Origin of the sequence: Candidatus Nanohalococcus occultus, from assembly GCF_029207735.1 — an archaeon.
GTDB classification, from domain to species: Archaea; Nanohalarchaeota; Nanosalinia; order Nanosalinales; family Nanosalinaceae; genus Nanohalococcus; species Nanohalococcus occultus.
In genome coordinates this window covers 304,408-331,297 of sequence record NZ_CP104395.1, presented here as the reverse complement: position 1 = coordinate 331,297, position 26,890 = coordinate 304,408, and the positions used below count along the sequence as shown (strand labels likewise).

The 26,890-nt window shown below is 46.7% G+C and carries 35 protein-coding genes, 1 tRNA gene, 1 rRNA gene and 2 CRISPR repeat arrays (1 of these 39 cut by a window edge); of the genes, 22 read left to right on the top strand and 15 right to left on the bottom strand.

The window, feature by feature from the left end:
- Positions 1 to 1,383: direct repeats of the CRISPR family, unit length 36 nt; unit sequence GTCTCAGAAGTCAGAAAATTGAATACAAATTGAAAC; it reaches 1,928 nt to the left of the window's first position.
- A gap of 92 nt (positions 1,384 to 1,475) precedes the next feature.
- The 3 genes from SVXnc_RS01695 to cas2 are packed head-to-tail and all read left to right on the top strand — an operon-like array spanning position 1,476 to position 2,709.
- Complete coding sequence (locus SVXnc_RS01695; RefSeq protein ID WP_347722235.1) at positions 1,476 to 2,003, top strand: nucleotidyltransferase domain-containing protein; 528 nt, start codon at positions 1,476 to 1,478, stop codon at positions 2,001 to 2,003.
- On the top strand, positions 2,003 to 2,446 hold the full coding sequence (locus SVXnc_RS01690; protein ID WP_347722234.1) for a hypothetical protein: 444 nt from the start codon (positions 2,003 to 2,005) through the stop codon (positions 2,444 to 2,446). Before SVXnc_RS01695 ends, SVXnc_RS01690 begins: the two co-directional genes overlap by 1 nt.
- Complete coding sequence (gene cas2, locus SVXnc_RS01685) at positions 2,443 to 2,709, top strand: CRISPR-associated endonuclease Cas2 (protein WP_347722233.1); 267 nt, start codon at positions 2,443 to 2,445, stop codon at positions 2,707 to 2,709. Before SVXnc_RS01690 ends, cas2 begins: the two co-directional genes overlap by 4 nt.
- A 104-nt stretch (positions 2,710 to 2,813) precedes the next feature.
- Positions 2,814 to 5,092: a CRISPR direct-repeat array (repeat unit 36 nt; unit sequence GTCTCAGAAGTCAGAAAATTAAGAACAAATTGAAAG).
- 119 nt (positions 5,093 to 5,211) lie between these two features.
- Here the strand turns inward: cas2 and SVXnc_RS01680 are convergent.
- From SVXnc_RS01680 to SVXnc_RS01665, 4 genes are all read right to left on the bottom strand, one after another.
- Positions 5,212 to 5,370, bottom strand: coding sequence for a hypothetical protein (locus tag SVXnc_RS01680; protein ID WP_347722232.1), 159 nt, complete (start codon positions 5,368 to 5,370; stop codon positions 5,212 to 5,214).
- A 39-nt stretch (positions 5,371 to 5,409) separates the two neighbouring features.
- Positions 5,410 to 6,504 (bottom strand): DHH family phosphoesterase, encoded by a 1,095-nt coding sequence (locus SVXnc_RS01675; protein ID WP_347722231.1) that lies wholly within the window; start codon positions 6,502 to 6,504, stop codon positions 5,410 to 5,412.
- Positions 6,505 to 6,529: 25 nt separating this feature from the next.
- Positions 6,530 to 9,616 (bottom strand): isoleucine--tRNA ligase, encoded by a 3,087-nt coding sequence (gene ileS, locus SVXnc_RS01670; protein WP_347722230.1) that lies wholly within the window; start codon positions 9,614 to 9,616, stop codon positions 6,530 to 6,532.
- A 75-nt stretch (positions 9,617 to 9,691) separates the two neighbouring features.
- On the bottom strand, positions 9,692 to 10,456 hold the full coding sequence (locus SVXnc_RS01665; protein WP_347722229.1) for an HIT family protein: 765 nt from the start codon (positions 10,454 to 10,456) through the stop codon (positions 9,692 to 9,694).
- Between the two features lie 97 nt (positions 10,457 to 10,553).
- Here SVXnc_RS01665 and SVXnc_RS01660 point away from each other — a divergent pair, with 97 nt between their 5' ends.
- The 3 genes from SVXnc_RS01660 to SVXnc_RS01650 are packed head-to-tail and all read left to right on the top strand — an operon-like array spanning position 10,554 to position 11,907.
- Positions 10,554 to 10,928, top strand: a complete 375-nt coding sequence (locus tag SVXnc_RS01660) for a TRAM domain-containing RNA chaperone (RefSeq protein WP_347722228.1) — start codon at positions 10,554 to 10,556, stop codon at positions 10,926 to 10,928.
- 41 nt (positions 10,929 to 10,969) lie between these two features.
- Entirely contained in the window at positions 10,970 to 11,548 is a 579-nt protein-coding gene (locus tag SVXnc_RS01655) for a hypothetical protein (protein WP_347722227.1), read from the top strand.
- A 44-nt stretch (positions 11,549 to 11,592) separates the two neighbouring features.
- Positions 11,593 to 11,907, top strand: a complete 315-nt coding sequence (locus SVXnc_RS01650) for a hypothetical protein (RefSeq protein ID WP_347722226.1) — start codon at positions 11,593 to 11,595, stop codon at positions 11,905 to 11,907.
- Positions 11,908 to 11,932: 25 nt separating this feature from the next.
- On the opposite strand, the gene SVXnc_RS01645 is transcribed toward SVXnc_RS01650, so the two are convergent.
- The 4 genes from SVXnc_RS01645 to SVXnc_RS01630 all read right to left on the bottom strand — a co-directional run bounded on the left by SVXnc_RS01645 (position 11,933) and on the right by SVXnc_RS01630 (position 13,472).
- A complete protein-coding gene (locus SVXnc_RS01645) occupies positions 11,933 to 12,514 on the bottom strand; it encodes a DUF1405 domain-containing protein (RefSeq protein WP_347722225.1) in 582 nt (193 codons plus the stop codon).
- Entirely contained in the window at positions 12,511 to 12,849 is a 339-nt protein-coding gene (locus SVXnc_RS01640; RefSeq protein ID WP_347722224.1) for a hypothetical protein, read from the bottom strand. The genes SVXnc_RS01645 and SVXnc_RS01640 overlap by 4 nt, the downstream gene beginning before the upstream one ends.
- A gap of 1 nt (position 12,850) precedes the next feature.
- The gene (locus SVXnc_RS01635) at positions 12,851 to 13,192 is read right to left on the bottom strand and encodes a hypothetical protein (protein ID WP_347722223.1); all 342 of its coding nucleotides are present in this window, start codon (positions 13,190 to 13,192) and stop codon (positions 12,851 to 12,853) included.
- 191 nt (positions 13,193 to 13,383) lie between these two features.
- A tRNA-Ser gene (locus SVXnc_RS01630) sits at positions 13,384 to 13,472 on the bottom strand.
- A gap of 75 nt (positions 13,473 to 13,547) precedes the next feature.
- Between SVXnc_RS01630 and SVXnc_RS01625 the strand changes: the two genes are divergently transcribed.
- From SVXnc_RS01625 to SVXnc_RS01610, 4 genes are read left to right on the top strand one after another with little or no spacing between them, the layout of a single operon-like run.
- The gene (locus SVXnc_RS01625; protein ID WP_347722222.1) at positions 13,548 to 14,222 is read left to right on the top strand and encodes an HAD family hydrolase; all 675 of its coding nucleotides are present in this window, start codon (positions 13,548 to 13,550) and stop codon (positions 14,220 to 14,222) included.
- Positions 14,219 to 14,881, top strand: coding sequence for an HAD family hydrolase (locus SVXnc_RS01620; protein ID WP_347722221.1), 663 nt, complete (start codon positions 14,219 to 14,221; stop codon positions 14,879 to 14,881). The genes SVXnc_RS01625 and SVXnc_RS01620 overlap by 4 nt, the downstream gene beginning before the upstream one ends.
- A 23-nt stretch (positions 14,882 to 14,904) precedes the next feature.
- Complete coding sequence (locus SVXnc_RS01615; protein WP_347722220.1) at positions 14,905 to 15,837, top strand: TIGR00269 family protein; 933 nt, start codon at positions 14,905 to 14,907, stop codon at positions 15,835 to 15,837.
- Positions 15,838 to 15,883: 46 nt separating this feature from the next.
- Positions 15,884 to 16,846 carry a nucleotidyltransferase family protein gene (locus tag SVXnc_RS01610; RefSeq protein WP_347722219.1) on the top strand — a complete coding sequence of 321 codons (963 nt, stop codon included), beginning with the start codon at positions 15,884 to 15,886 and terminating at the stop codon, positions 16,844 to 16,846.
- A 26-nt stretch (positions 16,847 to 16,872) separates the two neighbouring features.
- Here SVXnc_RS01610 and SVXnc_RS01605 read toward each other — a convergent pair whose 3' ends face one another.
- The 3 genes from SVXnc_RS01605 to rrf form a co-directional block, all read right to left on the bottom strand.
- Positions 16,873 to 17,301 (bottom strand): hypothetical protein, encoded by a 429-nt coding sequence (locus SVXnc_RS01605; protein WP_347722218.1) that lies wholly within the window; start codon positions 17,299 to 17,301, stop codon positions 16,873 to 16,875.
- Between the two features lie 198 nt (positions 17,302 to 17,499).
- Positions 17,500 to 17,772, bottom strand: a complete 273-nt coding sequence (locus SVXnc_RS01600; protein ID WP_347722217.1) for a hypothetical protein — start codon at positions 17,770 to 17,772, stop codon at positions 17,500 to 17,502.
- A 74-nt stretch (positions 17,773 to 17,846) separates the two neighbouring features.
- Positions 17,847 to 17,961: ribosomal RNA gene (gene rrf, locus SVXnc_RS01595) — 5S ribosomal RNA — on the bottom strand.
- A gap of 89 nt (positions 17,962 to 18,050) precedes the next feature.
- Between rrf and SVXnc_RS01590 the strand changes: the two genes are divergently transcribed.
- Entirely contained in the window at positions 18,051 to 18,308 is a 258-nt protein-coding gene (locus SVXnc_RS01590; protein ID WP_347722216.1) for a hypothetical protein, read from the top strand.
- Here the strand turns inward: SVXnc_RS01590 and SVXnc_RS01585 are convergent.
- The 3 genes from SVXnc_RS01585 to SVXnc_RS01575 are packed head-to-tail and all read right to left on the bottom strand — an operon-like array spanning position 18,305 to position 20,205.
- Entirely contained in the window at positions 18,305 to 18,742 is a 438-nt protein-coding gene (locus SVXnc_RS01585; RefSeq protein ID WP_347722215.1) for a methyltransferase RsmF C-terminal domain-like protein, read from the bottom strand. The genes SVXnc_RS01590 and SVXnc_RS01585 overlap by 4 nt on opposite strands.
- Positions 18,720 to 19,595, bottom strand: coding sequence for an RsmB/NOP family class I SAM-dependent RNA methyltransferase (locus SVXnc_RS01580; protein WP_347722214.1), 876 nt, complete (start codon positions 19,593 to 19,595; stop codon positions 18,720 to 18,722). The genes SVXnc_RS01585 and SVXnc_RS01580 overlap by 23 nt, the downstream gene beginning before the upstream one ends.
- 43 nt (positions 19,596 to 19,638) lie before the next feature.
- Positions 19,639 to 20,205 (bottom strand): uracil-DNA glycosylase, encoded by a 567-nt coding sequence (locus tag SVXnc_RS01575; RefSeq protein WP_347722213.1) that lies wholly within the window; start codon positions 20,203 to 20,205, stop codon positions 19,639 to 19,641.
- A gap of 88 nt (positions 20,206 to 20,293) precedes the next feature.
- Between SVXnc_RS01575 and SVXnc_RS01570 the strand changes: the two genes are divergently transcribed.
- Complete coding sequence (locus SVXnc_RS01570) at positions 20,294 to 20,647, top strand: RPA12/RPB9/RPC11 RNA polymerase family protein (RefSeq protein ID WP_347722212.1); 354 nt, start codon at positions 20,294 to 20,296, stop codon at positions 20,645 to 20,647.
- A 6-nt stretch (positions 20,648 to 20,653) separates the two neighbouring features.
- Here SVXnc_RS01570 and SVXnc_RS01565 read toward each other — a convergent pair whose 3' ends face one another.
- Positions 20,654 to 21,244, bottom strand: a complete 591-nt coding sequence (locus SVXnc_RS01565) for a hypothetical protein (RefSeq protein WP_347722211.1) — start codon at positions 21,242 to 21,244, stop codon at positions 20,654 to 20,656.
- 84 nt (positions 21,245 to 21,328) lie between these two features.
- Here SVXnc_RS01565 and SVXnc_RS01560 point away from each other — a divergent pair, with 84 nt between their 5' ends.
- The 10 genes from SVXnc_RS01560 to SVXnc_RS01515 are packed head-to-tail and all read left to right on the top strand — an operon-like array spanning position 21,329 to position 26,875.
- Positions 21,329 to 21,658, top strand: coding sequence for an OB-fold nucleic acid binding domain-containing protein (locus SVXnc_RS01560; protein WP_347722210.1), 330 nt, complete (start codon positions 21,329 to 21,331; stop codon positions 21,656 to 21,658).
- 14 nt (positions 21,659 to 21,672) lie between these two features.
- On the top strand, positions 21,673 to 22,422 hold the full coding sequence (gene pcn / locus SVXnc_RS01555) for a proliferating cell nuclear antigen (pcna) (protein WP_347722209.1): 750 nt from the start codon (positions 21,673 to 21,675) through the stop codon (positions 22,420 to 22,422).
- A 21-nt stretch (positions 22,423 to 22,443) separates the two neighbouring features.
- Complete coding sequence (locus tag SVXnc_RS01550; protein WP_347722208.1) at positions 22,444 to 22,689, top strand: hypothetical protein; 246 nt, start codon at positions 22,444 to 22,446, stop codon at positions 22,687 to 22,689.
- Positions 22,690 to 22,733: 44 nt separating this feature from the next.
- Positions 22,734 to 24,107: a DNA primase small subunit domain-containing protein gene (locus SVXnc_RS01545; protein ID WP_347722207.1), complete on the top strand. Its 1,374-nt coding sequence runs from the start codon at positions 22,734 to 22,736 to the stop codon at positions 24,105 to 24,107.
- Positions 24,108 to 24,148: 41 nt separating this feature from the next.
- Entirely contained in the window at positions 24,149 to 24,760 is a 612-nt protein-coding gene (locus SVXnc_RS01540; RefSeq protein ID WP_347722206.1) for a DNA replication complex subunit Gins51, read from the top strand.
- 3 nt (positions 24,761 to 24,763) lie between these two features.
- Complete coding sequence (gene pyrH, locus SVXnc_RS01535) at positions 24,764 to 25,399, top strand: UMP kinase (protein WP_347722205.1); 636 nt, start codon at positions 24,764 to 24,766, stop codon at positions 25,397 to 25,399.
- Between the two features lie 51 nt (positions 25,400 to 25,450).
- Positions 25,451 to 25,753 carry an eL42 family ribosomal protein gene (locus SVXnc_RS01530; protein WP_347722204.1) on the top strand — a complete coding sequence of 101 codons (303 nt, stop codon included), beginning with the start codon at positions 25,451 to 25,453 and terminating at the stop codon, positions 25,751 to 25,753.
- A gap of 59 nt (positions 25,754 to 25,812) precedes the next feature.
- Entirely contained in the window at positions 25,813 to 25,986 is a 174-nt protein-coding gene (locus tag SVXnc_RS01525) for a 30S ribosomal protein S27e (RefSeq protein WP_347722203.1), read from the top strand.
- Positions 25,983 to 26,738, top strand: coding sequence for a S1 RNA-binding domain-containing protein (locus tag SVXnc_RS01520; RefSeq protein WP_347722202.1), 756 nt, complete (start codon positions 25,983 to 25,985; stop codon positions 26,736 to 26,738). Before SVXnc_RS01525 ends, SVXnc_RS01520 begins: the two co-directional genes overlap by 4 nt.
- The gene (locus SVXnc_RS01515) at positions 26,735 to 26,875 is read left to right on the top strand and encodes a nucleolar RNA-binding Nop10p family protein (protein ID WP_347722201.1); all 141 of its coding nucleotides are present in this window, start codon (positions 26,735 to 26,737) and stop codon (positions 26,873 to 26,875) included. Before SVXnc_RS01520 ends, SVXnc_RS01515 begins: the two co-directional genes overlap by 4 nt.
- Positions 26,876 to 26,890 lie beyond the last annotated feature (15 nt).

The window sequence follows — 26,890 nt, the reverse complement described above, 5'->3', positions numbered from 1 at the left end:
AAACAAGGTGCAAACACGTTCGTTCCAGTAGCACCTGAATGTCTCAGAAGTCAGAAAATTGAATACAAATTGAAACATTATAGCCACTAGACAGACTTCTTCTACAAAAGTGTCTCAGAAGTCAGAAAATTGAATACAAATTGAAACAGAAAGGCACTACTACAACATTCACGGCATCAGGAGGTCTCAGAAGTCAGAAAATTGAATACAAATTGAAACGATGCCTAATGGGTTGGCTTCTCAGAGCAGCTGAAGGTCTCAGAAGTCAGAAAATTGAATACAAATTGAAACCCGGCGAATACACTCACATGGAAATAATAGGCAACGTCTCAGAAGTCAGAAAATTGAATACAAATTGAAACTAATCAGTGGAAAACCTGCAACTAAAGATCCGCTTGGTCTCAGAAGTCAGAAAATTGAATACAAATTGAAACGCAGACACATTTTCCCCTGTTTCCGGGTTTTCCATCTCAAGTCTCAGAAGTCAGAAAATTGAATACAAATTGAAACGAGGTTAAAAAATCAGACTTAAAAAAAGGCTATGAGGTCTCAGAAGTCAGAAAATTGAATACAAATTGAAACGCAGCTAATGCCGGATGATGATATGGTCTCCGGTGTGTCTCAGAAGTCAGAAAATTGAATACAAATTGAAACTCTCCTTCAAATTCTGTTTCGCTTCCTCGTAGTTCGTCTCAGAAGTCAGAAAATTGAATACAAATTGAAACAAAAAACGTGATTGAACAGGGAGATACTCCGAGCTGCGTCTCAGAAGTCAGAAAATTGAATACAAATTGAAACCGAGCAATGAGGCTGATAAATCACAATGACTGAGGAGTCTCAGAAGTCAGAAAATTGAATACAAATTGAAACCGGAACGCAGTGCGCCTGTGAGATGGAATCCATGAAAGTCTCAGAAGTCAGAAAATTGAATACAAATTGAAACGCCCTGAAGCAAGTTACGATCCGGCCACAGGCACAGTGTCTCAGAAGTCAGAAAATTGAATACAAATTGAAACGCCCTGAAGCAAGTTACGATCCGGCCACAGGCACAGTGTCTCAGAAGTCAGAAAATTGAATACAAATTGAAACCAAAAGGAAGCGTTTCGAGATGCTCTGCCATCTCAGCGTCTCAGAAGTCAGAAAATTGAATACAAATTGAAACTGGAAGGACGAACATAGAAATCCGGTTGCTGAAAGTTGTCTCAGAAGTCAGAAAATTGAATACAAATTGAAACGGAAGAAATCGGAGGGGAAATAGCTGAACAGATAGAGTCTCAGAAGTCAGAAAATTGAATACAAATTGAAACAGCCATTTTCTCCACGCTGTAATCTTCTGAATGTAGTTTAGTCTCAGAAGTCAGAAAATTGAATACAAATTGAAACTTAAGCAATGCCAACATACAATCGAGCAAATGCGGGTCTCAGAAGTCAGAAAATGGACAATTATTTAACCATGTGATTAGAATTTTGATCATATGATCAAAGATCTAACCAAAACTGAGAGAGAGGTGTTGGATTATTTTGTGAGAATGCCTGAAGAAATCCATGTTCGTGGCTTATCGAAGAAGATTGAGGTGCCTTATTCCAGCACCAGGTCTGCTTTAAACGGATTGGAGGAGAAAGGTTTTCTGGAAAGTAACAAGGAATCGAAGATGACTTTCTATTATCCAACAGAACAGAGATTTAGGAAGGCGAAGAAAGTACTTAATCTCGAGAAGCTAGAGCAGTCAAAAGTTTCAGAGTTCCTGGAAAAAGAGCTGAAACCTGAGGCTGTGGTGTTATTCGGATCTTATTTGGACGGGAGAGACAGGGCTGAAAGCGATATAGATATAGCGGTGATCGGCGGACGCGAAAAAAGATTGGATCTAACGAGTTTTGAAAAAGAGCTTGGAAGAAAAATCCAGCTCACACGGATTGAAGATCTAGGGAACGAAAATGAAGAGTTCAAAAACACGCTGGCAAATGGAATGGTATTGGCCGGATACCTGGATGTGACCTCGTAATGAATAGACCTCACGAAATCGACAGATTCCAAGACTACATTGAACGCGGCAAGGTAAGAGATAACAGAAAAGACCCTGCTCAGGCATCCAACCTCCTAAGACGTTCTGAATCAAAATTTGAGACCATGGAAAGACTGGGTATAGAAGACGAGACCGCAACCGATTACCTGGAAAACGTATACGAATCATGTAAGATGCTTGTACAAAGCCTTATGGCCGCCGAAGGATTCAAACCCTACAGCCACGAAGCAATCATCGCCTACGCCATAGACAAACTAGAAATAGACCTTGTAAACGCAAACACTTTAAACCGATACCGTAAGCTAAGAAACGACATATCCTACAGAGGAGAAATCGCAACCACAGAAGAAGCCAAAAACATAAGACAACTCTACCAAGAGCTTCTAAACCAGCTAAAACCCCGGATACAAGACCAAAAATGAGATACATCATAATCTACGACATCAGCGACGACAAATCCCGCAAAGAAACCCGTAAAGCACTGAAAAGCTACGGTGCCTGGAAACAGTACTCCGCCTTCGAAGTCGACCTATCTAAAACACAGTACACCGAACTCAAACACAAGCTGAAAGAAATAATCTCCAGCGAAGAACATATCCGAATATATCCACTCACACCTACCAACGTCGACAACATCGAAGAAATTGGCAAGACCACAGACGACGAACAATCAACAGTAGTTTAACCGACCTATAAAAGTCAACTGTACAACCCCTCTCCACGAAAAAGAAATCCAAAATCAAGAACTCAAAAACGTTAATAACCAATATAACACTATATCAACCACCGGTCTCAGAAGTCAGAAAATTAAGAACAAATTGAAAGTCCTGGATTTGTCCAGCCTTCTTCATCTGACTGAAATGTCTCAGAAGTCAGAAAATTAAGAACAAATTGAAAGTCCAAGCAGCATGGACTACATACGATGGGGGGTAGCGTCTCAGAAGTCAGAAAATTAAGAACAAATTGAAAGCTACGATCAAAAGCATCAATGAATCCGATATAGGCAGTCTCAGAAGTCAGAAAATTAAGAACAAATTGAAAGCCCGGAGATCGTGGACGTATCGACCCAGAACCCGGGGGTCTCAGAAGTCAGAAAATTAAGAACAAATTGAAAGTCGCATCAATAGGCTTGTCTGGGGGATGCGGACTGGTCTCAGAAGTCAGAAAATTAAGAACAAATTGAAAGTCTTTGCTTATAGGTCTGGTAGTTGGTATTCTCTCAGGTCTCAGAAGTCAGAAAATTAAGAACAAATTGAAAGTGAAGGGTTCCCTTGGCTGTCGTAAGCCGTGGCCTCAAGTCTCAGAAGTCAGAAAATTAAGAACAAATTGAAAGCCTGTGGTACGAGATGTATAGTAGGCATAATTATCGGTCTCAGAAGTCAGAAAATTAAGAACAAATTGAAAGTCATCACTAGTGGACTCACCAATCAAATCAAAGGCGAGGTCTCAGAAGTCAGAAAATTAAGAACAAATTGAAAGATAGCCGCATCTTTAATCAGTTCGTTCAACACTCTGTCTCAGAAGTCAGAAAATTAAGAACAAATTGAAAGGACAGATTGAAAAGTCAAAACCGCGAGATCAAAAGCGTCTCAGAAGTCAGAAAATTAAGAACAAATTGAAAGACGGTAGATCCGGACTACACCGTCAGTTTCAACGGTGTCTCAGAAGTCAGAAAATTAAGAACAAATTGAAAGTCTGATCTTGCTAAATCTGAATGGAATGTCTCAAGAGAGTCTCAGAAGTCAGAAAATTAAGAACAAATTGAAAGAGATTTACTGACACGAATACATCGGAAGTGTATGAAGTCTCAGAAGTCAGAAAATTAAGAACAAATTGAAAGCGTTTGAATCTTTGACAGTTCCTTCAAGACGTCTTGAAGTCTCAGAAGTCAGAAAATTAAGAACAAATTGAAAGGCGGCTGAGCGTCTGTACTGCGGTGAAACCCGTTCTGTCTCAGAAGTCAGAAAATTAAGAACAAATTGAAAGTCTCCGAATACATTTTGATCCTTTATCTCAAGAGTGTCTCAGAAGTCAGAAAATTAAGAACAAATTGAAAGCGAGAGGACGGCAACGTAATTGTAACCAACCAGAGGTCTCAGAAGTCAGAAAATTAAGAACAAATTGAAAGCTAGGCTTGTATCGTTCTGATCGTAGAGGGTTACGTCAGGTCTCAGAAGTCAGAAAATTAAGAACAAATTGAAAGCAAGTTTCAATTCTCAGAACTCGAATATAAAGCATAGTCTCAGAAGTCAGAAAATTAAGAACAAATTGAAAGGTAGTAATGCTTCTTCTGGCCGATTATTATGCCGGGTCTCAGAAGTCAGAAAATTAAGAACAAATTGAAAGAATGCAGTATGGCTCGGAAGACAATATTAAGTGGAGTCTCAGAAGTCAGAAAATTAAGAACAAATTGAAAGTTAAGCCTGGCAGGTATCACAGGAAACAGGCCGATTCGTCTCAGAAGTCAGAAAATTAAGAACAAATTGAAAGAAAGTATGCCGAATGTTCCGCCTAGTAGTTCATTAGGGTCTCAGAAGTCAGAAAATTAAGAACAAATTGAAAGGCGAAGGTCATGTAGATTTCCAGTTCCCACATTCCCGTCTCAGAAGTCAGAAAATTAAGAACAAATTGAAAGTTCATTTGAAGCTAACGCTTTAACTATTACCGCTGAGTCTCAGAAGTCAGAAAATTAAGAACAAATTGAAAGGAAAGATCCTTGCCTATAGCATCATCATTCTAGCTGGTCTCAGAAGTCAGAAAATTAAGAACAAATTGAAAGAGAATTTTGATTTAAGGAACGATTCTCTAAATCACCGGGTCTCAGAAGTCAGAAAATTAAGAACAAATTGAAAGAGGTCAACGAGGGTTACGATGTTTTCTGGGATATTGTCTCAGAAGTCAGAAAATTAAGAACAAATTGAAAGGCGTCTGTAAATATTGCTGTAAGAAACGTCTTGAACCGTCTCAGAAGTCAGAAAATTAAGAACAAATTGAAAGTCACGTATCTATGTACCATCTTCTCATTCACCTCCGTCTCAGAAGTCAGAAAATTAAGAACAAATTGAAAGCTGAAGCCCTTCAAGAGATCAAGGAAGAGAAGAATAAGTCTCAGAAGTCAGATTATGGTACCTAATGCGCGAATGAAATGGTCTCAGAATTGGACGTGAAAGGTTAAAGGATAGGAGCTTTATTTCCCGTCTAGCTCCTTTCTTTTCTCTTCGATCTCTTTCTTTTTCTGCTGCTTGCGGTCTGGCTGCTCTTTGAAGATTTCCTTTGCGCGTTCGTCGTCAATTCCTAGCATTTCCTTTGCCTTCTCTTTCTGCTTGTCAGCTGCGTCTTTGTTCATATCTACAACTTACCCGCGCTGGGTTTAAACAGCTTACGTTTAGATCAGGTGCTTGAAGTTGTCCTTGAACTCCTCGTAGTACTCTGGCTGCATTGAGGCTCCTGCTGCTTTCCGATGACCGCCGGCTTCTGCTCCATCCTCCAATGATTCCTCGGGAAGAGCTTCCTGCATCAGTTCGCCGAGATCTACGCGTCCTGACTGGCATCGAGCCGATACATTGATTTCCTCGCCGCGTTGAACAACTAGATGGATCCATTCAGGTGTCTTCGCGGACATGTTGGTCGCAATGCTTGAAGTGATATGGAAGTCGCTTTCAAGCTCGAAGAAGATCACCATTTTCTGGCGATCGATCTCACGGTCCTCATCGTAGTCCTCTACAGCGATGTTGAACTCGTCTTGCATCTCCAGGTAGACCTCATAAATTTTCCTGTATGCTTCCTGTGCTTCAAGCTCCTTGAGATCGTTTGAACTCATCAATGCCTGGTAGGCAAGCTTTGCGAAGTGCGCCGAGTCCCTGTACGGCTTGATGTTCAAAACACTTGAGTAACGGCCGTACTCACAGTTTTTAGCCAACTCCTGCTGTTCAAGGGTCTCAGGAAGGTATGCCTCGTAGTCCTCTTCGAGGTCTTCGAAAAGGTCTTTACATGAGCTGACTCCGAAGTCCTGTATGACCCCAAGGCCTGCGATCCATCGCAGATCATCTTCCAGGCCGAAGTTCGAGGCGATATCCAGACAAATCTTACTACAAGGCACGTAGGCATCGGCATCGGCTTCTCTCGGGTTAACGAACGGTACGTCAGGCACTCTATCGAAGTTGTGGTGGTCTACAACCAATACGTCCCCGTAGTTTTCGTTAAGATCTTCCAGTTCGTCTGCTGCGAGGTTGAAATCTAAGATTAGTATCTTTGTCTTGTCCTCGAGCATCTGGCGGTCTTCATCGCTTAAATGGTAGGCTCTTTTCGCCGGGATTGTGACTTCATCGGCGGGACAGCCTCTCAGTTTCTCGAGAATCTTCGAGATGATAACCGAGGAAGAGGTTCCATCCATGTCCCAGTGATGGATTATCGCCACTTGATCGTCTTCATCTATGTTTTTCAAGTACTCTACTGCTGGTTCTAAGCTTTCGGATTCCATGTTCTCCTTCACGTCTCCAACGGTTTTAAGCCACTGGTTTTGAGAACGAGAACTTTAGGGTTCTCGGCTCGGAAAGTCTTTCATCCTCGAAGTTTACCTCTTGTTGGAATTCCTTGTCGGCTGATCCGTACTCTACGGACTCGATCTTGACTCTTTCCTTCAGCGAATCCTCGTGTTCCTTGACAGGCTCGTAGTCGCCTTCGAACGAGATTTCAACGGCATCCTCCATCTCGAGTCCAGCCTCCTTTCTTTTCTGCTGGATAGCACGGATTACCTCCGATACAAACGCTTCCTGTTCGATCTCCGGTGTTACCTCGAGATCCAGGAATACTTCTCCTGCCGAAAAAGACCTTTGATTGACATCGCCGACGGTATGGCTCTCGAACTCTACGTCTTCTTCGGATATCTCGTAATCGTCCAAGATAATAGTTCCTGTCGAGTTCAACTGGTTTACCTGTTCGTTTTCCATGTCCTCGATCAGCCCTGCGACCTTATCGGCATCTCCACCGAACTTCGGTCCGAGAGACGAGTAATCAGGAGAAGCCGTTATTCGTGATTCTACGTCTCCGAACTCCACGGCTTTGACATTCGCCATCTCCTTGATCAGCGGAACGAACCGCTCTAAATCCTCTCTTTTACCTGTCGAGACCGTGAGTTTCTTGGCCGGCCATCGAAGGTTGTACTCGTTTTTGTCCCTGATCTTGTTCGATTCCTCTACAACTTCACGGGCCAGATCCATTCCAACCTCAAGCGATTCATCTATCAGCTCTTGGTCGGCTTCCGGGAAGCTTTCCATGTGAACCGATAATTTCTCACCTTCTAGTTCCTGGTAGACTTTCTCGGAGATGAACGGCGTCAAAGGCGCGAACAGTTTGTTAACCTTCTCAAGTACCTGTCTCAAGGTCCATGAAGCCGCTCGGTCTCCGTTTTTGACGCGTTGACGGACCTTCTTTACGTACCAGCGGGATAGATCATCCAAGACGAACTCTTCGAGTTCTCTGGCCTGCTTGTGGAAAACACAGTTTTCCATTCGTTCCTGTGCTTCTTCTGTTATACTTTCGATTCGGGAAAGCATCCATCTATCCTCGATTTCGAGGCTTTCCGGCTCTTCGTTTACCTCGAGTCCGTGTCCTGTCAGGAAGTTTACCGTGTTCCAGTAGACGCTGAACAACCGGTAGATCTCCTGTCTTATCTCGGTTTCATCGTACTTTGTCTGCTCCCATGCCGGTGCGACCCTCATCGAGTAGAACCGTGGTAGGTCCGCTCCGTACTCTTCGATCTGTTCTACGGGATCGACGACGTTTCCTACGGATTTACTCATCTTCTTTCCTTTCTCATCCAGGACGTGTGCCTGGAAAAGAACTTTCTCGTAAGGCACCTCATCAAATCCGAGGATTCCACAGAACATCAGAGAGTAGAACCATCCACGGATCTGATCCGATGCCTCTGTGATGAAATCCATCGGGAACATCGACTCGAAAGGCTCCTCGTCGAAAGGATAATGTAGTGATGCGAAAGGCGCGGAACCTGAATCAAACCATACATCGAGAATGTCTTCGACTCTCTGTTTTTCTCCGCCGCACTCACAGCTCCAGGTTATCGGATCGACGTGGTGTTTGTGAGGATCGAAGTCCTCCGGTAGTCCTCCAGCTTTCTCCTCCAGTTGTTCGAAGGAACCGATTACCTCGTAATCTCCACATTCGCTACATTCCCAGATAGGTACCGGGACACCCCAGTAATTCTGTCTGGAGATACACCAGTCCGGTGAGTCCTCGACGAAGTTCGAGAACCGTTTTTTGATTTCATCCGGTATCCAGTCAACGTCTTTGTTTTCCTCCAGCATCCGTTCTTTAACTTCGTTGTTTTCGATAAACCACTGTTCGGCCGCACGGTAGACCAGTTTAGTTTTACAACGCCAGCAGTGAGGGTACTCGTGCTGGAAGCCCTCGCTGTTGAGCAAAAGACCTTTCTCATCCAGTCTGTCTCTTATCTTTTCATTTACATCGTGTACGTACTCTCCTTCGTACGCCTCAACTTCTTCGGTGTACTTTCCTTCCCTATCAACCGGTGAGAAGATCGGTATATCCAGGTGCCGGGTTTCCTCGAAATCTTCCTGTCCATGTCCTGTTGCGGCATGAACCAGTCCCGTACCGTCTTCCAAGGTTACAAGCGAATCCGAGGTATGGATCCGGTGTACGTTGTTCTCTTCGTCCAGTTCTTTCTGTTTCGGTGCTTCCTCGACCATCGGATGCTCGTACTTCATGGATTCGAGGTCGCTTCCGACCATCGTATCAAGTATCTCGTAGTCTTCAGCGCTGTAACCTGCCTTGCCGAGAACCTCACCGACAAGCTCTTCTGCGATTATTAGTTTCTCTCCGTTTAGCTCAACCCGCGCGTATCTAATGTTTGGATGTACGAACACAGCCATGTTCGCCGGGATCGTCCAAGGCGTTGTCGTCCAGATAACCACTTTCTCCTCTCGTCCGGCCAGCGGGAACTTGACGTAAACCGCTAAGTCCTCGACGTCCTTGTATGCGTCGGTGACCTCGTACCCTGAAAGCGATGTCTGACATCTCGGACACCAGTGAATAGGCTTCAGATCCTTGTAAAGCAAGTCTTGTTCTTCGACCTGTGAGACAAGCCACCACTCGCTTTCGATATACTCCGGATCGTAAGTCATGTACGGATCCTCGAAGTCCTGCCAGATCGCAAGATCCCCCATAACCCCTTTCCACAAGTCTTGTGCGGATGTAGCCCGTTCCTTACATTTTTCGATAAATTCGGCTGCGGAAATGCTTTTCCCTATCTCGTTTTTGTCCTCAACACCGAGTTCTTCCTCGGTAGCAAGCTCGTTGGGAAGTCCATGGGTATCGAAACCTGCCTGATCCCAGACGTCAAAGCCCTGCATCTGCTTGAAACGCAGCATAACGTCTTTCAGAACCTTTCCCTGCATGTGGCCAACGTGGGGCGCACCGTTCAGGTATGGAGGGCCATCGACAAGGTAGAAAGGATCGTTTCCTTCCGTCGAGTTTCTTACTTTCTGTTTTACGTCGTTTTCTTCCCAGAACTGTTTGACGTTTTCTTCCAGCTGTTGAGGATTGTATTCAGTCATAACATATGTGCGTGGACTGAAAGTTAAAAGAATCTAGCCAGCCCCTTTTCAGCTGACAAAAGTAGAGAAACCTGTTCAGATCCAGTCAAAGCTCTTTTTCTCGTAGTTCGAGGACTTCTTCAGACTGAAACCTGTCCCCGATATGATCTGCTCGAAAGTCTCCGAGCTGACAAAACCTTCACGTGAGCCATGCCGGTTGATTAATTCTTGGACAAGCTCGTCTTCCGAAAGCTCTCCGGCATCTTTAACCTCGATTTCTTTTTCGACAACCTTCTGCTCAGTCTCCGGCTCTTCAGCCTCCTGTTCTTCGTCCTCTGAGTCATCCGGTTCTGGCTCGGGTTCCGGATCCTTGAACCTCTGGCTTTCCGGATGGGCTTCGATCTCCTCTCCACCGCCGATATCGACCGATGCGGAGTTCATGTCGCTTGCGATCGAGTCAAGCTGCTGTTGAAGCTCATCACGCTGCGGGAAGATCGCGCCCGTCGGAGTACCTGCTGTTTCCTCTCCCTGGAAACGAGGGAATACCTGTATGTATGCGTGAGGCAGCATCTGGCCGCCTGCTTCCTCTATGTTAACTGTTATCGATGCGCCGTCAGCTCCTATGCCTTTCTTGGCTTTTTCTACGACCTCACGTGTTAAATTGAACGCTTCCGTCCACTCCTTGCTTGAAAACTCTAATACGTTTTCCTTGTGTTCTTTAGGTACGATCATCGAGTGACCTTTGGCCCGCGGATTTACTTCGAGCCATGCGTAGAAGTTTTCGGACTCTCCGACTAGCATCAGCTGATCCGGGTTCTGGATGAGCTGGCAGAACGGACACTGTCCTCCTTGCTGCGGCATAGTTTATACTTGTAAAATGGATTTATTACAGCTGGAGGCGAGGTATTTAAAGCTGGCAGACTCTATCGAATTTACAGCTTAAAGGTGTCTTATCACAATGACAGATGATTTTGAAGACGATTTTGAACAGGATTTCGAAGATGACTTCGAAGACGAAACCCAAGATGAAGTAGAGTTCGACGAAGAAGACGGATTCGAGGAAGAAGATGGCTTCGACGACGAGCCACAGCAAGAATCCGACGATTTCGAAGACAACTCCGATGATTCAGGCGACGACAACGATTACGATAAGCCTGTAGAAGAAGGAGAGACAGTCGAACTAGAGATCGAAGACCTAGGATCCAAGGGCGATGGTATTGCTCGCGTTGAAGGATTCGTAGTCTTCGTACCTGGCGGAGAAGTCGGCGAAAAGTACGACGTCGAGATTACATCCGTTGGACGGAAGTTCGCCTTCGGAGAGATCGAGGAGTAAATCCCTCTCTCCAAACCCTTTTCTATTAACTTATACTAAAGATGAAAAACCTGCTTACCGCCTCGATACTGATCGCATCGGTCCTAGGAGGAGCAGGTTTGGCGTTAAACGATGATTTGCGAGCCAGCGCATCCAACATGTTTCCCGAACAAAATAACTTAGAGGACAACCATACAGATCACAGCCACGAAAGCTCTGGAGACTTCGAGTTCGGAACAACACATGAACACGCTCTTTTCTACATGGTTGTAAACGGCTCCGAGCTAAGCTTTCTTGACAAACAGCTCGAGGAAGACTACGTCCACCTGGAGAACAATAACTCAAATATAGTACACAAACACGCAACCGGCGTTACCTGGAAAGACTTTCTGACCAGCATAGACGTCACAGTCAGCCAGGGAGAGAAACTCTGTGTGAACGCGAAAAACATCTCCCAGTGTGGGAACGGAACCGTCTGGCTGAACGGTGAGAGAAGCGCCTCGATAGAAGCTGAGATCAGCCAGGGCGATCGAATGTTCATAATACTCGGCGACAGCTTCAACCAGACTCTTTCCGATTACTACTCCGAGCAGCTGCCGCGTGCTTACAGCCCTGAGGCCTCACGTGGAAGAAGACTGTAGTACCACCGAAGAGTTTAAAAACGCTGGAGTTTCTGGTGGTGAATATGTCACTCGCTGATAAGAAAGAGGAAGCCGAGGCAGTACTGGACTCTGCTGAAATGATGCTTGAAACATACGGAAGCACCGGGAAAACAGCCCGAGAGCTTGAAACAAAGGTAAAACAGCTCCGGAACGAACTACAGGACCCTGACTCCGAGTCATCGCTGAACAAGAAGATCAACGAGATCAGAGACCTCATGGACGATATGAAGGAAACTGATTCGATGGGCGGCGGAATGATGGACGAAGGAGACATGATGGGCGGCGGACCCGGCGGAGGAATGGGCGGTCCAGACGACGACGGAATGCCTCCGATGTAAGAAAGTCTCACATATTCACAACATTTTATTTTCCGTCTTTATTCTTCCAAGCAACTAGAAGACCGATTAACGTCAAGGAAACTGCTGTTAGTCCCGCATAAACTATATTGTCCGACGGAATGAACGGATGAACGCCAAAGACATAATCAAAGAAATCGTTGACGATGAAAAACCCTCCGACGCCAGCCAAAGCCTTTAGATCGATGTCTTCGATCAAAAACGCCTGTACAGCCATCCCAAGATGGGAGAAAAAGAGAAACAGATACATTCCCGTCGAGTTAATCGAGGTAAAGCCCCGGAAGTAGATCAAAAGAACTATGGCAGTCCACAAGCCGTATTTTAGATTCGCTAGAAAGGCATAAGCATCGACGTACTTGTTTTGCCTCCCGATTTTACGCAGGGTTACTGCGGCTGCGATTCCAAGGGTTGAAAGCGGCGAGTCCGCTACAAAAATCCAGAGCAGAACGGATGTTTCTCGGAGCTGATCGCCGTAAAAATAGAAGCCGTAAGCCGTGCCAACAAGATTAACTGCTACGAGTAAAATCCAGAGTCGAGTAGTTAGAACGTATTCTCTGAGTTTGAAAAACAGTTCAGATGGAGCCTTCAAGCCTCGACTGCCTCTTTATCGAGATTCAGTGTAAGTTTCTGCTGTATCTCCTTGCCGTCTCTCTGTAAAGTGAAAATCAAAGCGATGAAGACCTCGTTTTTCCCAGACCGGACCGATATAGACGCATCGATGATCTTTTCCAAGTCTTCAGCAGCGATCTCATCGCTTGTCTGGAACGATATGTTCTCAGTAGCATTCATCACTTCCATGCCTACAACCGAGCCATTTGCTACATCCAAGACAAAATCGCCTACCTGGACGGAGTACTTACTTTTACGCCCTTCGTTGTAGAATAGGACGTCTTCCTTGGAATCATATCTGATTATCTTATCCATTTTAGGATCGCCTGTAGGAGTGTAAGTTGTCTTTATCTTGATTATTTTTATTTGCTTGATATGCTGTAACCACTACGATCTTGTCACTATACACCGATAGAACTATATGGAGGTAATATGTGGAGGACTTATCAAATACCAGCGAATATTTCTCGCCGCCGTACTCGCTGGGCTGAAACTCGAATGAATCAAGCCTGGAAAAATCCTCTAAAAACCGGCTAACCAGCTCCGATGATACATTGGAACGAGTTTTCAGCTTTATCTCAGCATGGTCGCTGAACTCTAGATCCCGCGACTCTATCACGTTCTTCAGCTGTTTTTCGTCCTCTATACTTGCCGACATCTAAGCTAAATTTAGATCGGAGTATTTTAGAATTGAACGATTATAACCACTACAGAAAATGTGGCTGAGAGCCGCTTTTATGCGGCTTAGGCTTGATGAAACTTAGCCGGAAAGTTTCGCCGGGACAGGGATTTGAACCCGAAGCAGTCGTAGAGTGCTTCTCGCATCAAATCCTGAATATTTGAGGAATACGCCGGGACAGGGATTTGAACCCTGGAGACCCATCACAGGTCAGTAGATTTCGAATCTACCGCGTTCGGCCAGACTCCGCCATCCCGGCTTTGGTATCCTGTTTTTCCGTGGCAACTGTTTAATAACTCCAACCGGTTTAAACCCGGAGACCTGTTTTCTAGGTATGAAGTACGAATCGGTTGTTTTTGACATGGACGGAGTGATCCTCAACTACGAGGGCGATAATATGAGCTGGCAGTATGATGCTGCTCGCAGAGTTTTGGAGAGAAACGGCGTGGATGCCAGCGGGCTTTCCCGTAAGAAGTTAAAGGAGTTTCTGGGAGTTGAAGGCGTGAAAAAATGTGTTGATGCCTGTAACGATTTCGGTGTGGACGCTGAAACTATCTGGACCGGTATGGCCGAGGAAACCTCAAAAGAACGTGCTAAAAGAATTAAAACCGAAGAGTTCGTGCTTTTCGATGATGTCCGAGAGGTTATAGAAAATCTCCATGAACAGGAGGTCAAGCTAGGGATTATCAGTAACGCCCCTGAGATGGCTATCAAGGAGACCATTGAGTACTTCGATCTGAAAAAATACTTTGATTTCTACCGTGGGATCGAGGACTTCGAGGATCTTTCGGACAAGAAACCTCATCCGGATCACTTGAACTTTGCGAGGGCCGAGTTAAAACGGGATCCGTTCCTGTACATTGGCGATCATGAATCCGATGTTGAGGCAGCTATTGCCGCGGAGATGGATAGTTACTGGGTGAACCGGCACGACTGGAGTATCGAGGCTGAGCCGACCTACGAGCGACAGACGTTAAAAGATGTTCCTGGAATTGTACTTTCGGAATGAAGTACGACGCAGTGATTTTCGACAAGGACGGAGTTCTCATCGACTCCATGGAAGACGGATTCGCCTGGGCTGACAGGCTAAGACAGAAACTTATGAGAGAAAGAGGGATCGAGCTGACCGCAGAGGATCTGAAAGACATCATTCTAGCGCAAAAACCCTCTGATCTAAACAGAATGCTACAGAACCACGGTCTGACCTGGGAGGATTTACAGAGCCTAGAGAGGAAAGTCGCTGAACGAAAAATCCAGCGCTTGAAGGACGGAGAGATAAGTCTATACCCTGCGGCCGAAAAAGTACTTGACCAGATCGATCAGCCGAAAGCCGTTGTCAGCAACGCACCGTTGATGACCACAGAGTTCGTCGTACAGTACTACAACCTTGATCATCATTTCGAGACGGTTCTATCTCCTACAACCGACGACATGAAAGAGTACGTTAAGAGGAAAAAGCCGAACCCGGAAATGGTACGTGAGGCTATCGAGAAGATGGAGGCGGACAATCCTTTGATGGTTGGAGACACCTCGGATGACATGGAGGTCGCTGAAAACGCAGGGATCGACTGCTGTCTAGTTAACCCGTACAAGCCATATGTTAACCACGATCCGGAGTACCGTTTTGACTCACTGGAAGGCTTACTGGAAGTACCGGGTCTTTCTTAACTTCCACCTTCTCTTGAGTTTCCATGAGTACCTGTACAAAATGCGATGAAGAAGCCGTCATAACCAGAGAGTACGAAGGACGGTCTCTATGTGAGAAACATTTCTCGATAGATATTAACAAGAAGATCAAACGGACTATCCGGAAACACAACCTGGTTGAGTCCGGGGACACGATCGCCGTGGGTTTAAGCGGCGGGAAGGACTCGGCTGTAATGCTCGAACAGCTCGTCGAGATCTTCGGCGAACGCCCTGACGTTGAGATAGTTGCGATCGCAGTCCATGAGGGAATCGATCCTTACCGCGATGAATCGATCGGCGCCGCAGAAGAGCTGTGCGAACAGCTGGATGTACGTCTGGAGGTTGGCCGGTATGAAGACTACTACGATTTGAAGATGGATGATGTGGCCGATACCGGAGAGCTTGGAAACTGTACTTACTGCGGGATTATACGCAGAGATCTCTTGAACAAGCTCTCACGTGAAGTCGATGCCAACAAGCTCGCAATTGGCCACAACTTGGACGATGAAGCCCAGGCAATCATGATGAACCATTTGAAAGGCAACATGCAGAAGCTGGCGCGCATGGGCGCGATGAGCGATTCGGACACCCACGAAATGTTTGTTCCAAGAATCAAGCCATTGCTTGATGTCCGTGAAAAGGAGATCGCACTTTATTCGCGTCTACATGATCTAGGCGTGATCGATCGGTGTCCGCACGTCCAGGAAGGATCGCTGCGGCCGATGGTCAAATCGTTCTTGAACAAGCTCGAGGCTCAGATGCCTGGAACTAAAAACAAGATTGTCTCACACGGACGAGATCTATCGGATATCGTGGATGAAAGCATTGACTGGGAGAACAACGTCGATGAGATACAGGAATGTGAAAGATGCGGAGAACCTTGTAGCAACGATGTATGCCGGAAGTGTCAACTGCTGGAAGATATTCGTTCTGATTAGATAACCATCCGGTGCGGATAAAAACCGTGAAGTATTACAGTGTATTATGAAAGCTATTGTGCTAGCTGGAGGACACGCAACACGGCTATGGCCGATTACAAAGCACCGGGCTAAACCGCTTTTGCCGCTCGGAGAGAAACCTATAATCGATTTCATGCTTGAAGAACTCGATGACGAAGTCGAGGAAACTATAATCTCAACTAACGCAAAGTTCGCAGGAGACTTCGAGGACTACATCGAAGAATACGACCGGAACGCCCGCGTCGTAGTCGAACAGCAGGACAGCGAAGAGGAAAAACCAGGGACAATCGGCGCAATCATCAAACTGATCGAAAAAGAAGGTTTGGACGACGATCTGCTGGTTGTCGGAGGCGATAACTACTTCGGATTCAGCTTCTCGGATTTACTGGATTTTTGCCGGGAGAAAGACGCCCCGGTAAACGTAGTATATGACATCAACGATTTCGAACACGCCAAACAGTTCGGTATTGTTGATACGGAAGAGGATCGGATTGTAGGCTTCGAGGAAAAACCAGAGGAACCTCCAAGCACTTTGGCATCCACTGCTTGCTATTACTTCCCTAAAAGGAACGTATCGCTTTTCAACCAGTACGAAGACCATTTCAAGCAGACGGATGTTCCAGCCGAACAGTACCTCGATGAACCAGGCCGTCTGATCGAATGGGCGCATGAACGCGAGGAAATGTATGCTTTCAGCTTCTCAGGCGAATGGCACGATGTAGGCACCCGTAAAGGCTACCTTGAGGCAACAGAAGCCGTCATAGATAGAGCAGTCATCAGCGGAGACACTGAAAACTGTGAGATCGGCGAGAACGTCGTAGTTATGGAAGGCGCTCGTCTTGAGAACGTGGAAATCGAAAACAGCATCGTATTCCCAGAGGCAGAAGTCAAGAACTCGGAGATACGAAGCTCCTTGATTGATAAGAAAACAGAGATCGAGGACTCAGAGCTTCAAGGCGCGGTCATAGGCGCGCATACAAAGTTCTAAAGGCCTCGACCCCCGGAAAGAAGGTTTTAACCGTAGAGCGTTAGATCAACGTCAGATGTCTCGACGACGAGTTCGAACTCGTCGGAAAGCTCGGCTCTGACGCGGCCATCGGAGTTGGTGCTGCCAATATTCTGGCCGTCAACTCTCATATCGACGTAGCCAAGTCCTCTGCCATCTCTGAGAACTGTGATCATAGCAGGCTGGTTTTCACCCTGGTATTTGACAACGCTTACAGTGTAGCTGTGAGTTTCACCGTTAGCTTCCACCATAGTGTTTTTAGCCCATGAAATACAGTCATCTGGGTATTTCTGGACGTATTCCGGGTTAACTACTCGTCGTACATCCTCTCTGAACTCTTCAAGCAGTGAGGTCTCAGGAATACTACCTGGCTCGCATCTGAAAGCATTTTCATGCGTCTGACCTTCTACGATTCTTGTTTCTGATTGTGCGGACACAGAGCCAGTCATGGCTATGCTCAGCAATAAAACCGAAACAAAAAGCACAACCTTGCTCTGTCGCAAGCTATGGAGTGATACCATACAGCCTTACAATAGGTTTCTTTAAATAAGGCGTTTGTTCCACCCTTCCATCGATTTATAACTAGATAAAAAGCCTTCTACACACAACAAAACAGCTTATAGAATATATATGGTTTACTCGCCGTACATGGGCATTGAAGATCCGCCCGGTGCGGAATAGCCTCCACAATCCGATATCGACGGCCCTGCCGTAGGGACCTTGTAAGGCTCAGGGCCGGAAGGATTGTCGCCGAAGCCTGAAGACTCAAGCGCATATTCAATGGACACAGATGAACTATCCGCCTCTAGATCATACCATGTCTCGACCTCTAAAGGATCGAGAGCGTACTCCGAATCGCTAGGCTCATATTCTTGGACCGAGGACCACAGATCATCTAGTTCATACATTTTTACCTAAGCCAATATAGCTCAGGAAACTTAACTAGATTATTGTAAACGAGTAGATAACTAAGGGAAAAATAGTCTGGCAGCGTCCTGGAGATCCCGCCGAAAGGCAGTACTAGCCAGATCGCTGAGGGACTTTACTTCCGTGTTCGGAATGGGTACGGGTGTTGCCCCCTCGCCTTGGCCGCCAGTATGGTTACAAACAGGGTTAAAATTTATAAAGGGTTGGAAGCCGCGAACTGAAACTTTTTTCAAGCAGAACAGCGAACTCGGGTATATAGATGAGCGGAGGAATAAGTGTCGGAAACGACGATGGAGGTTTTCTGAAGAAGTTCCTGGATAAGTCAGTTATATTCGATGTTATAGTGATCGGAGTGCTGGCACTGGATGCTTATCTTCTACAGCAGACCGCCGGAACATTTGGTCGTGCTTCGATAACGAGCTTCCCGCCGCCAAGCATAGATATTCTGGCAGCCCAGGCCACGGCAGGATTAATTTTCGTAAAGATAGTTAACGCGATGGTTGACAGCAGCGATTAAACAATATCGAGCAGTTCGTTGCTTCGGCCTTTTGGCACTCTTGATGAGACGACACCGCCCTTGAAGTAACCACAGCCCACCACAAGACCTCTGTACCTGAGAGCCACATAACCTTCCTCTTCTAAGTCCCTTGGAATCATTTCCTCGCGCGCAAGCAGCTTCCGGAACTCCTCTCGGGATAGCTCAACTAGGTTCTTCTGAACCTTATCGCCGAGAAGCTGGATGAGGTAAGTCGTTGGCTTCAAGCCGATATCCAGATCTCTCAAAGCCCGGAGACCTGAGACTTCCGTTTCATACTCTTCGACGGAATCTTTAGGCACAAGCCAGTAGTCGCCGGACCGTCTTTCAATCTCAAGATGCGGCAGGTCGGCTCTTTCCACACCGAACCGTTCTTCCAAGAAGTTCCATGCCTTACTTTCTGAACTTTGCGACATAGATAACACCCGAGTTAAAGTGGTGTGGATACATCCTGATGGTTTTTCTAAGCTCCTCTCCGAATTTGCTGTCTTCGAACTCTTCGAGGCCGCTACTGTGCGGAAGATCGATCTCTATTCCCTCCAATTCAAGCTCTGTGTTTTCCAGGGCGTGTTTTACAACCTCTTCGTTTTCCTCCGGTGCGATAGTACATGTAGAGTAAACTAAGACACCGTCATCTATGAGAAGTTCTGCGCCTCTAACAATCAACTTTTTCTGAAGCTCTGAGAGACTTTCTCTTTCCTCTTTTTCCGCTGGCTCGAAGGTTCTTCGCGCCCGATCTCCTTCTCCGCTACATGGAGCATCAACTAAGACTCGGTCAAAGTCCTCTCGGCCAGGAAAGTTCCGGCCATCGTAGTTGGTAGTTGTAACGCAAGTGCTGCCGGTCCGGTAGGCATTCGCTGTCAGGCTCTGAAGCCGTTTAGCCGTCTTATCGTTGGCAATCACGACCCCGTTGTTTTCTATCCGGGAGGCTATCTGTGTTGTTTTCCCGCCCGGCGAGGCACACATATCAAGTATCTTCTCGCCTTCCTGTGGGTTCATCGCGTGGACCGGTATGGCCGCTGATTCTTCCTGGACGTAGTAGTCTCCACGCCAGTGAAGCAAGGATTTGCCCGGCTCTTCGGTGTTCGAAAGCCTGTGAATGTTTTCATTCCAGGAAGGCTTTTCTATAACATCGAAGTCCTTGAAAAGCTTCTCTAAGAAATCATCGGAGGACTTGACCCGGTTTCTTCTGGCAATGTTGACCGCGTGGGTCTCACATGCCTGTTTGAAACCCTCCCAGTCATCGATTATAGATTTGTATCTCTCCATAGAAACCCTCTGTCTGGAAAGTTTTCTATAACCCTCTAAATTTTTACAGGTCTTTCAGGCTCTGCTGTCCGGCATCTCGTTTTCCGAAGGCTTTCCGCAGGTCTTTTTCCAGCTCCGGGCCTTTGCTCCGATCGTATAAAGTGGCTGCGGGATGGTAGACCGGCATTATTTTCCAGCCGTTTTTCCTGAAAGTTCGGCCGTGAATCTTGCTGATGCCTTTCGAGGTATCGAGCATCTCTCTGGATGCGAAGTTTCCAAGTGTTACAATGGCTTCAGGCTCGATGTTTTCCAGCTCCTTTTCCAGTAGCGGCGCCCACGCCTTTATCTCGTCTTTTTTCGGATCTCGGTTATCCGGCGGCCGGATCTTAACCAGATTTGTAATGTATAGTTCATCACGGTCGACCCCGATCTTGTGAAGAATCTCATCCATCCGGTTTCCTGCGCGTCCGACGAAAGGTTCTCCCTCCTCTACCTCGTTTGCGCCAGGAGCCTCACCTATCAGGACGAACTTGGCGTCTTCCGGTCCGACAGCCGGTACGAAACGCTCCTCGTTGAAATACTTGGGATCGAGGTTCTCGAAGAACTCGCTGTACTTTTGCTTAAAATCCATATATTATTGGACGAGTGTTAGCTTCAAAACTGGTTCGACCGGTTGATGAATTGGTTTAAAAAGCTGCGTCCGACTATTTTTTCTTCATATGAAGTTCTGCGAAGATGAAAGCTGTGGCGGAATGCTCGTCTCAGAGAAACACGAGGGAGAGTCCGTCATGAAATGTAGGAACTGCGGTAAAATCCATGATGCTGAAGGAGAGTCCTTGAAGATCACCGAGGAGAAAGAAGACGATCCGATGGACCGGTTGAACGTATCGAAAAGCGATGATAAGGAAACTGTTCGAGCCACCACAAAAAAGGTCTGTCCGGCATGTAGCAAGAACAACGACGATGAGAAAGACCATGAATGGTGGATGGAACAGACAAGAGCGTCAGATGAGCCACCGACACGTTTCTATGAATGTACAGAGTGTGGGAACGTTCACAAGGAATACGACTAGATTATTCTAGTCTATTCTTAACTCATCTTCCTCTTCGTCATCTGCGAGGAAGTTTACCGAGGCTCTAAGCTTGCTTAGCTCTTCCCGAACCTCTTTTCGTTCTTCTTTGAACTTCCGGGCGTCCAGTTTTTTCTCGAAGTCGAACTCCCGTGAGTTTACCTCCATAACAAAGTCGTTTTCCAGCTCGTTCAGCCGGTCTTCCAGATCGGTGAAGTCTGATTGAAGGTTGTAGAACCGTTTGTTCGATGTGTTGACCAGTTTACGGATCTTCTGTATCGTATCAAGCAGCTGAGAGTCTGTTATCTGTTTTATCATCTCCGTGTTTTTTCGCTGGTGTTTCTGGATCCTGCTCATCTGTTCGGACATTTCATCAATCTTGGATTCAAGCCTCTGGATCTCAGTTTTCTCCCGGTCTATCTCACTGGTCTGGGATTCTTCGACCTTCAGATCGGCGTTCAGGACCGCTCCCGAGTTCTCCATGTAATCCTGTAATGCGGAATCAACCGCGTTGAGATGTGATTCCAGCTGGTCGATCTGATCCGATACCTGTTGAACTCCCTGTTTGGCTTCCTCTGCTTGTTTTCCGAGCAGGTCCATGGGTTTGAATTGTAGAGGGTTGTTTGAATTACTGTCGGTTCCGTTACGACAATGGTTAAAACAGTTAATCGAAGTTGGGTGATTATGCCAGAGCAACAGAGAAGAGCGCCAGCGGTACCTAAAGACGTAACTGAAATCGATCCACGGGACGATATCCGCGTCCGAGTGGTTGGAACAATAATTTCAAAGGACGAAGACTCGATCACCGTAGATGACTCGACTGGAACAGTCGAGGTATTCATGCAGGAAGAACTGATGGAAGATCTTGAGGAAAACCAGCGTGTCCGTGTTCTCGGCCGAGTGCTGCCAACACCTGATTCGTTTGAAATCCAGGCGGAGACTGTCCAGGACTTCGAAGGCGTCGATGAAGAACTACGTGACAGGGTTAAAAAAGTTGTTAACTCTACGCAGTAACAAGGTGAATCAAAATGTTTAAAGCGGAGCTAGAGGACGTCTCACTACTGAAAGACTCGATGAAAACCATCAGCGATCTGATCAGCGAGGGGATTTTCCAGCTGAACGAAGATGGTGTAAAACTGGTAGCAGCCGACCCTGCGATGGTCGCACTGGTCGATTTCAAGATCGAAAAAGACGTTTTCGAAAGCTACGATCTCGACGAGGAGACAAACGTAGGTCTAAACTTGGAAAACCTTTACTCAATCTTGAGACGTGCTAACTCCGATGATAAAATTATACTGGAGACCCGTGGAGACTCGAAGTTCTACATCACAATGGAGAGTTCCTCGGTAAGAGAGTTCTCACTTCCAATCCTGAACCTCTCGGAAGACGACATGCCCTCCACCGACGACTTGGAGTATGCGGTCACAGCAGAGCTTGAAACAAAAGTTCTCGAATCCGCTGTAAAGGACGCACTTGTTGTCGGAGACTCAGTTGTAATCGAGTCCGATAACGCAGGTCTGCGCGTCAAGGCTGAGGGAGATCAGTCAAACGTCGAGTTCGAGATCGACGGCGATGCCGAAGGAGTACTGGAGTTTTCCGGCGGTAACGCACGGTCAATGTTCTCACTTGATTACCTAAACGACATGACCGGGGCAAAGAAGCTTTCGGATACTGTCAAGCTCTCGATTGGCGATGACTTCCCGATGAGACTTGAGTTCGAAGTACCGGATGAAGCACTTTTGAGCTTCGTACTGGCTCCGAGAATTGAAGAAGAGTAACTTTAGAGGTGAGAAGGAAAGATGTCTGAAGTAAAACGAAGGCTGGATGAGGCCGCAGTCGCCAGACATCTTTCCGAGTTTACATTCGGAGACGCTCAAAACCTGCTGGGAGAACGTTCGGAAACCAAAAGAACTCTGAACAGAATGAAGAGGAAAGGAGCTGTTTACGAAGTCGAAGGCAAGGAAGCTGTAATATACAAAGTAGATGAAGAATCGGCAAGAGAAGTTTACGGCAGCATTTTAGACCACGTAGATTACTCGGATTAACTCGATACTGGCAATACTTGAACCTTCAGAGAACCAAATTTATCATGAGCGACGAGGAAAATTCTCGAAAACCACAGGACTGGAAGATCCGGCAGTACTACGAACAAGACGAGGTAAAACAGCACATTTTAGAAACTGCCGAGTACCGGGAGATAGCCCCGACATACCCGAACGGGTACGGCAGACGTCCTGATGCGATCAACTTCCCCGGCGATTACCTGAACTTTGTGGACGATGGAGCGGTTTCCTTCCACTCATCGGTTGAAAGATGGAAAAATCCTTTGCTGATAGATGATGTATCCGATCTTTCGAACCTTCGTACCGGCTGGGATCTTGTAATAGATATTGACTGTGATCCATCCTTCGAGCTGGCGAAAGACACCGCCGAACTAGTCATCGAGGAGCTACGTCAGCACGGCATAGAGGAAATCAGCGTCAAGTTCTCCGGGAACCGTGGCTTTCACATAGGAGTGCGCTCTGAAGCGTTCCCGAAAAAAGTAAACGATAAGGAAGTAGCTAAGATGTATCCTGCGCTTCCAAGAGGAATAATACAGTACATAAGAGACGATTTGAAGGACAGGATGGTTGAAAAGGTGCGAGATCACGGCTTCGAGGAAGAAATGAAGACCGATGACGGCAACGACCCTTACAGCGTCAGCGATATCGAGAACAACTGGGGTCAACGCCACCTGTTCCGGATGCCGTACTCGTTACATGATTCAAGCTGGCTGGTGAGCCTTCCAATCACCCCGGATGAAATCGGAGGCTTCGAGCGCTCGGATGCCCAAATAGACAAGGTAAGTTTCGAGAAAGGTTTTCTGGATAGCTTCAAGGAAAATGAGGCGAAAACACTTGTCGTCCAGGCAATGGATTTTCTGGAAGAACAGCAAGAACAGATCGAGGAGAGAAGAAACCTGAACAAGGAGTTCGATACGCCCGATGAGGTTATAGAGGAGGAAAACTGGCCTCCAACCATAATGAACATCCTGGACGGACTGGCCGATGGCCGGAAGAGAGCGCTTTTGATCTTGATCAACTTTTTCCGGACGATCGGGATGGGCTGGGAGGAGCTTGAATCCCGGATCTGGAACTGGAACGATGAGAACAAGGAACCGCTGCGGGAATCTTACGTTAAATCACAGCTGAACTGGCATCGCCGGCAGGACGAGGTTGTCCCGCCACCGAACTACGATGCGAATGGCTACTACAAAGACATGCAGGTATACGAGGGCGATAACCTGGAAGAACAGGTCTCTAACCCGGTGACGTATGCTTTCAGAAAGTCCGGAGGGGGCAACGAGCAGGAAACGGACATGTATGCCTGTCCTTACTGCGGGAAAGAGTACAAACAGAAAAAGTCCTTTAAAAAACACGTCAGGCAGTGTGATGGCGACGGAGAAATCAAACGCTTGGACTGAAGTGGGAGATAAAAAACTCTTCGATCCGGTTTAGATTATAGATGGAAGACGCCATTACTTTCAGCGAGTTGAGAAAGGTACAGAAAGAAGAGTCGAGAAGTCAGCAATTAACCGATCTGGACGATGACTTCATGTTAAAGGTCTCTGATTATTTCAAGCAGAAAGAGGAGATCGGAGCGGAACGTGAGTACCGTAACGCGGAAAGAGTCTTCGAGAAAATTATATCCACACGAGAAGATAAGATAGTACGGACAGCGAAGATAAATGCGAAGTCAGACGGCGGATCTACACCGGCAAACATGTTGCCTTTCGAAAACGAGCTTTTCCGGGAGCTGAAAACTGTTTTCAGCGATCACCGTGAACGGGCGGAAGAACGGAGAGGTGGCGATACCGACTTCGATGATGTAGAGGACTTCGAGGAACAGACAACTTCGGAAAGACAGGAAAGTACGGAAGAAACCGAAGAAGAAAACATTCAGGAGGCTGAAGAAGTTGAAGACGGCTACACGAAGGTGAAGATAACTTCCGAGGTCCCTGAGTTCATGGGGACCGATCTGGAAAGTTATGGTCCTTACGATGAGGGCGAGGAAGTTCAGATACCGGAGGATAACGCGGAGATACTTGTAAACCGTGGAAGCGCGGAGATGAAATAAGAGATGACGAAAGTTTTTGCAATAAGCGGATCACTTGTAACGGAGAACCTTGAAAACCTAGGCGAGCTAGCACAAGCACTTGAATCCCATGAAGAACAGGTAATAGCTGTTACTGGAGCGGGCGGACTGAAAGAATACATTCATGCGGCCGGGAACTTCGGGAACCAGGGCGAACAGGACCTGGTGGGAATCACAGGCACTCGTTTGAACGCAAAGACCTTGATGACTGCGATGGATGCGTACCCAAAGGTTCCGGAGACTGCCTACGAGATCCGGGAAGCAGCCTCGACAGGCAAGAACGTGGTAATGGGAGGTTTAACACCAGGTCATTCGACCGATGCTGTAGCCGCGATCGCCGCAGAGTTGCTTGAAGCAGATCTTTACATCGCAACAAGGATTGACGGAGTCTACGACCGAGATCCCGACGAGGAAGGAGCTGAAAAGTTCGAGGAGATCGGACTGGACGAATTGCGGAAAGTGATCTCCGGGAACAATGAAGCCGGCGGCCACGAACTGATCGATGGAACCGCAGTCGATATCATCGAACGGTCCAGTATTGAGACCAAGCTCTTCCTTGGAACGAATGAAAACATTGAGAACCCCGGTGAGGCGGATGGAACCACAGTCGTTTTGGACTGAGCGGTTTCCAAGAAGTTGATTGTTTTAAAGGTTAGTGGACTGACAATACCTATGGTAAAGATTCCAAAGGAACAGAGACGGTACTGCCCGAACTGTGATGAACATACCGATCAGACGGTGAAGGAAGTTACTAACCGATCTGACTCTCCGTTCAAAAAGAAGTTTAGGAAACGGCAGAGAAAGATCGATCACGGATATGGATCATTCCCTTATGAAAACCCTGCAATCCGATCCAGAGGACGTAAGAATCCTACAAGCGAGAAGAAGGACCTACAGTTTACATGTAACGAATGTGGTAAATCATGGAAACCTTCCGAGCCGCTAAGAGCTGCGAAGCTAGAGATTGAGAGGTAAATACTAATGAAAATTACAAATTTTCAGGATAGCCAAAAACACACAGGTGTTCTCAACTAATGGCACAGAACTTTCTACGAATCGAATGCCACGAATGCGGAAACCAGCAGATAGTCTACTCCCGTGCGTCAAACAAAGTTGACTGCATGGTTTGCGGAGAAGCACTGCTTGTTCCAACCGGCGGCAAAGCCGATATAAAAGCAGACGTGGTCGAAGAACTAGCAGCAGAATGAAGTGGTACAAGGACTCTCCCGACGAAGGAGACTACGTAGTCGTCAGCATCACTGACGTCGATAAGAACTCCGCTTACGCAGACCTTGAAGAGTACGAAGGTCAACGCGGACTTATCCATATCTCAGAAGTTGCTCGTTCATGGATTCAGGACGTAACTAAAGAACTCAGCGAAGGCGAGAAAACTGTCGCACAGGTAATTGAAATCGGCGACGGATCGATCAATCTTTCTCTAAAGAGAGTTAACGAAAAACAGAAAAAAGACGCAATGGCTCGCTGGAACAAGGAAAAGAAAGCAAGTACGTTCCTAGAACAGCTAGCTGACGAACTAGACATGTCAACCGATGAGATCTACGAAGAAGTAGGTTTCAAGCTCCAAGAAGAGTTCGGAACTTCATTCACAGGTTTCGAGATCTCGGTAGGCGAAGAGGAAAGACTTCTCGAGATGTTCGACGAAAAAACTGTCGAGGCAATCCAAGAAGTTGCCCGTGAAAACATCAACTTGAAACAGGAGAAGTTCGAAGGAGAGATCAGACTCGAGTTCGAACAGGGCGATGGAGTCCGCAGAATCCGGGAAGCTTTCGAAGACCTTGGAGACGCAGTCGAGGCAAAGTATGTCTCAGCTCCAAAGTATGCGATCACAGCATGGGGACGGAACCCGGAGCTGGCTAAAAAACGCATGGACGAAGCCGTTGATTCAATCCGGGAGAAAGCCGAAGAGCTTGAAGGAACATTCGAGTTTTCCAAGGTATGATACGGAAAACAAAGGACGGACGGTACACTATGAAAGAACAACTCGACGGAGAGAAAACCGTTACGGCCCGTCCTCCGAAGTTCTCATACCCTGACAAGTACGGCGAGTACCGTCGGAAGACCAAAAGACAGAATTAAGCAAAAAAGGCTTCT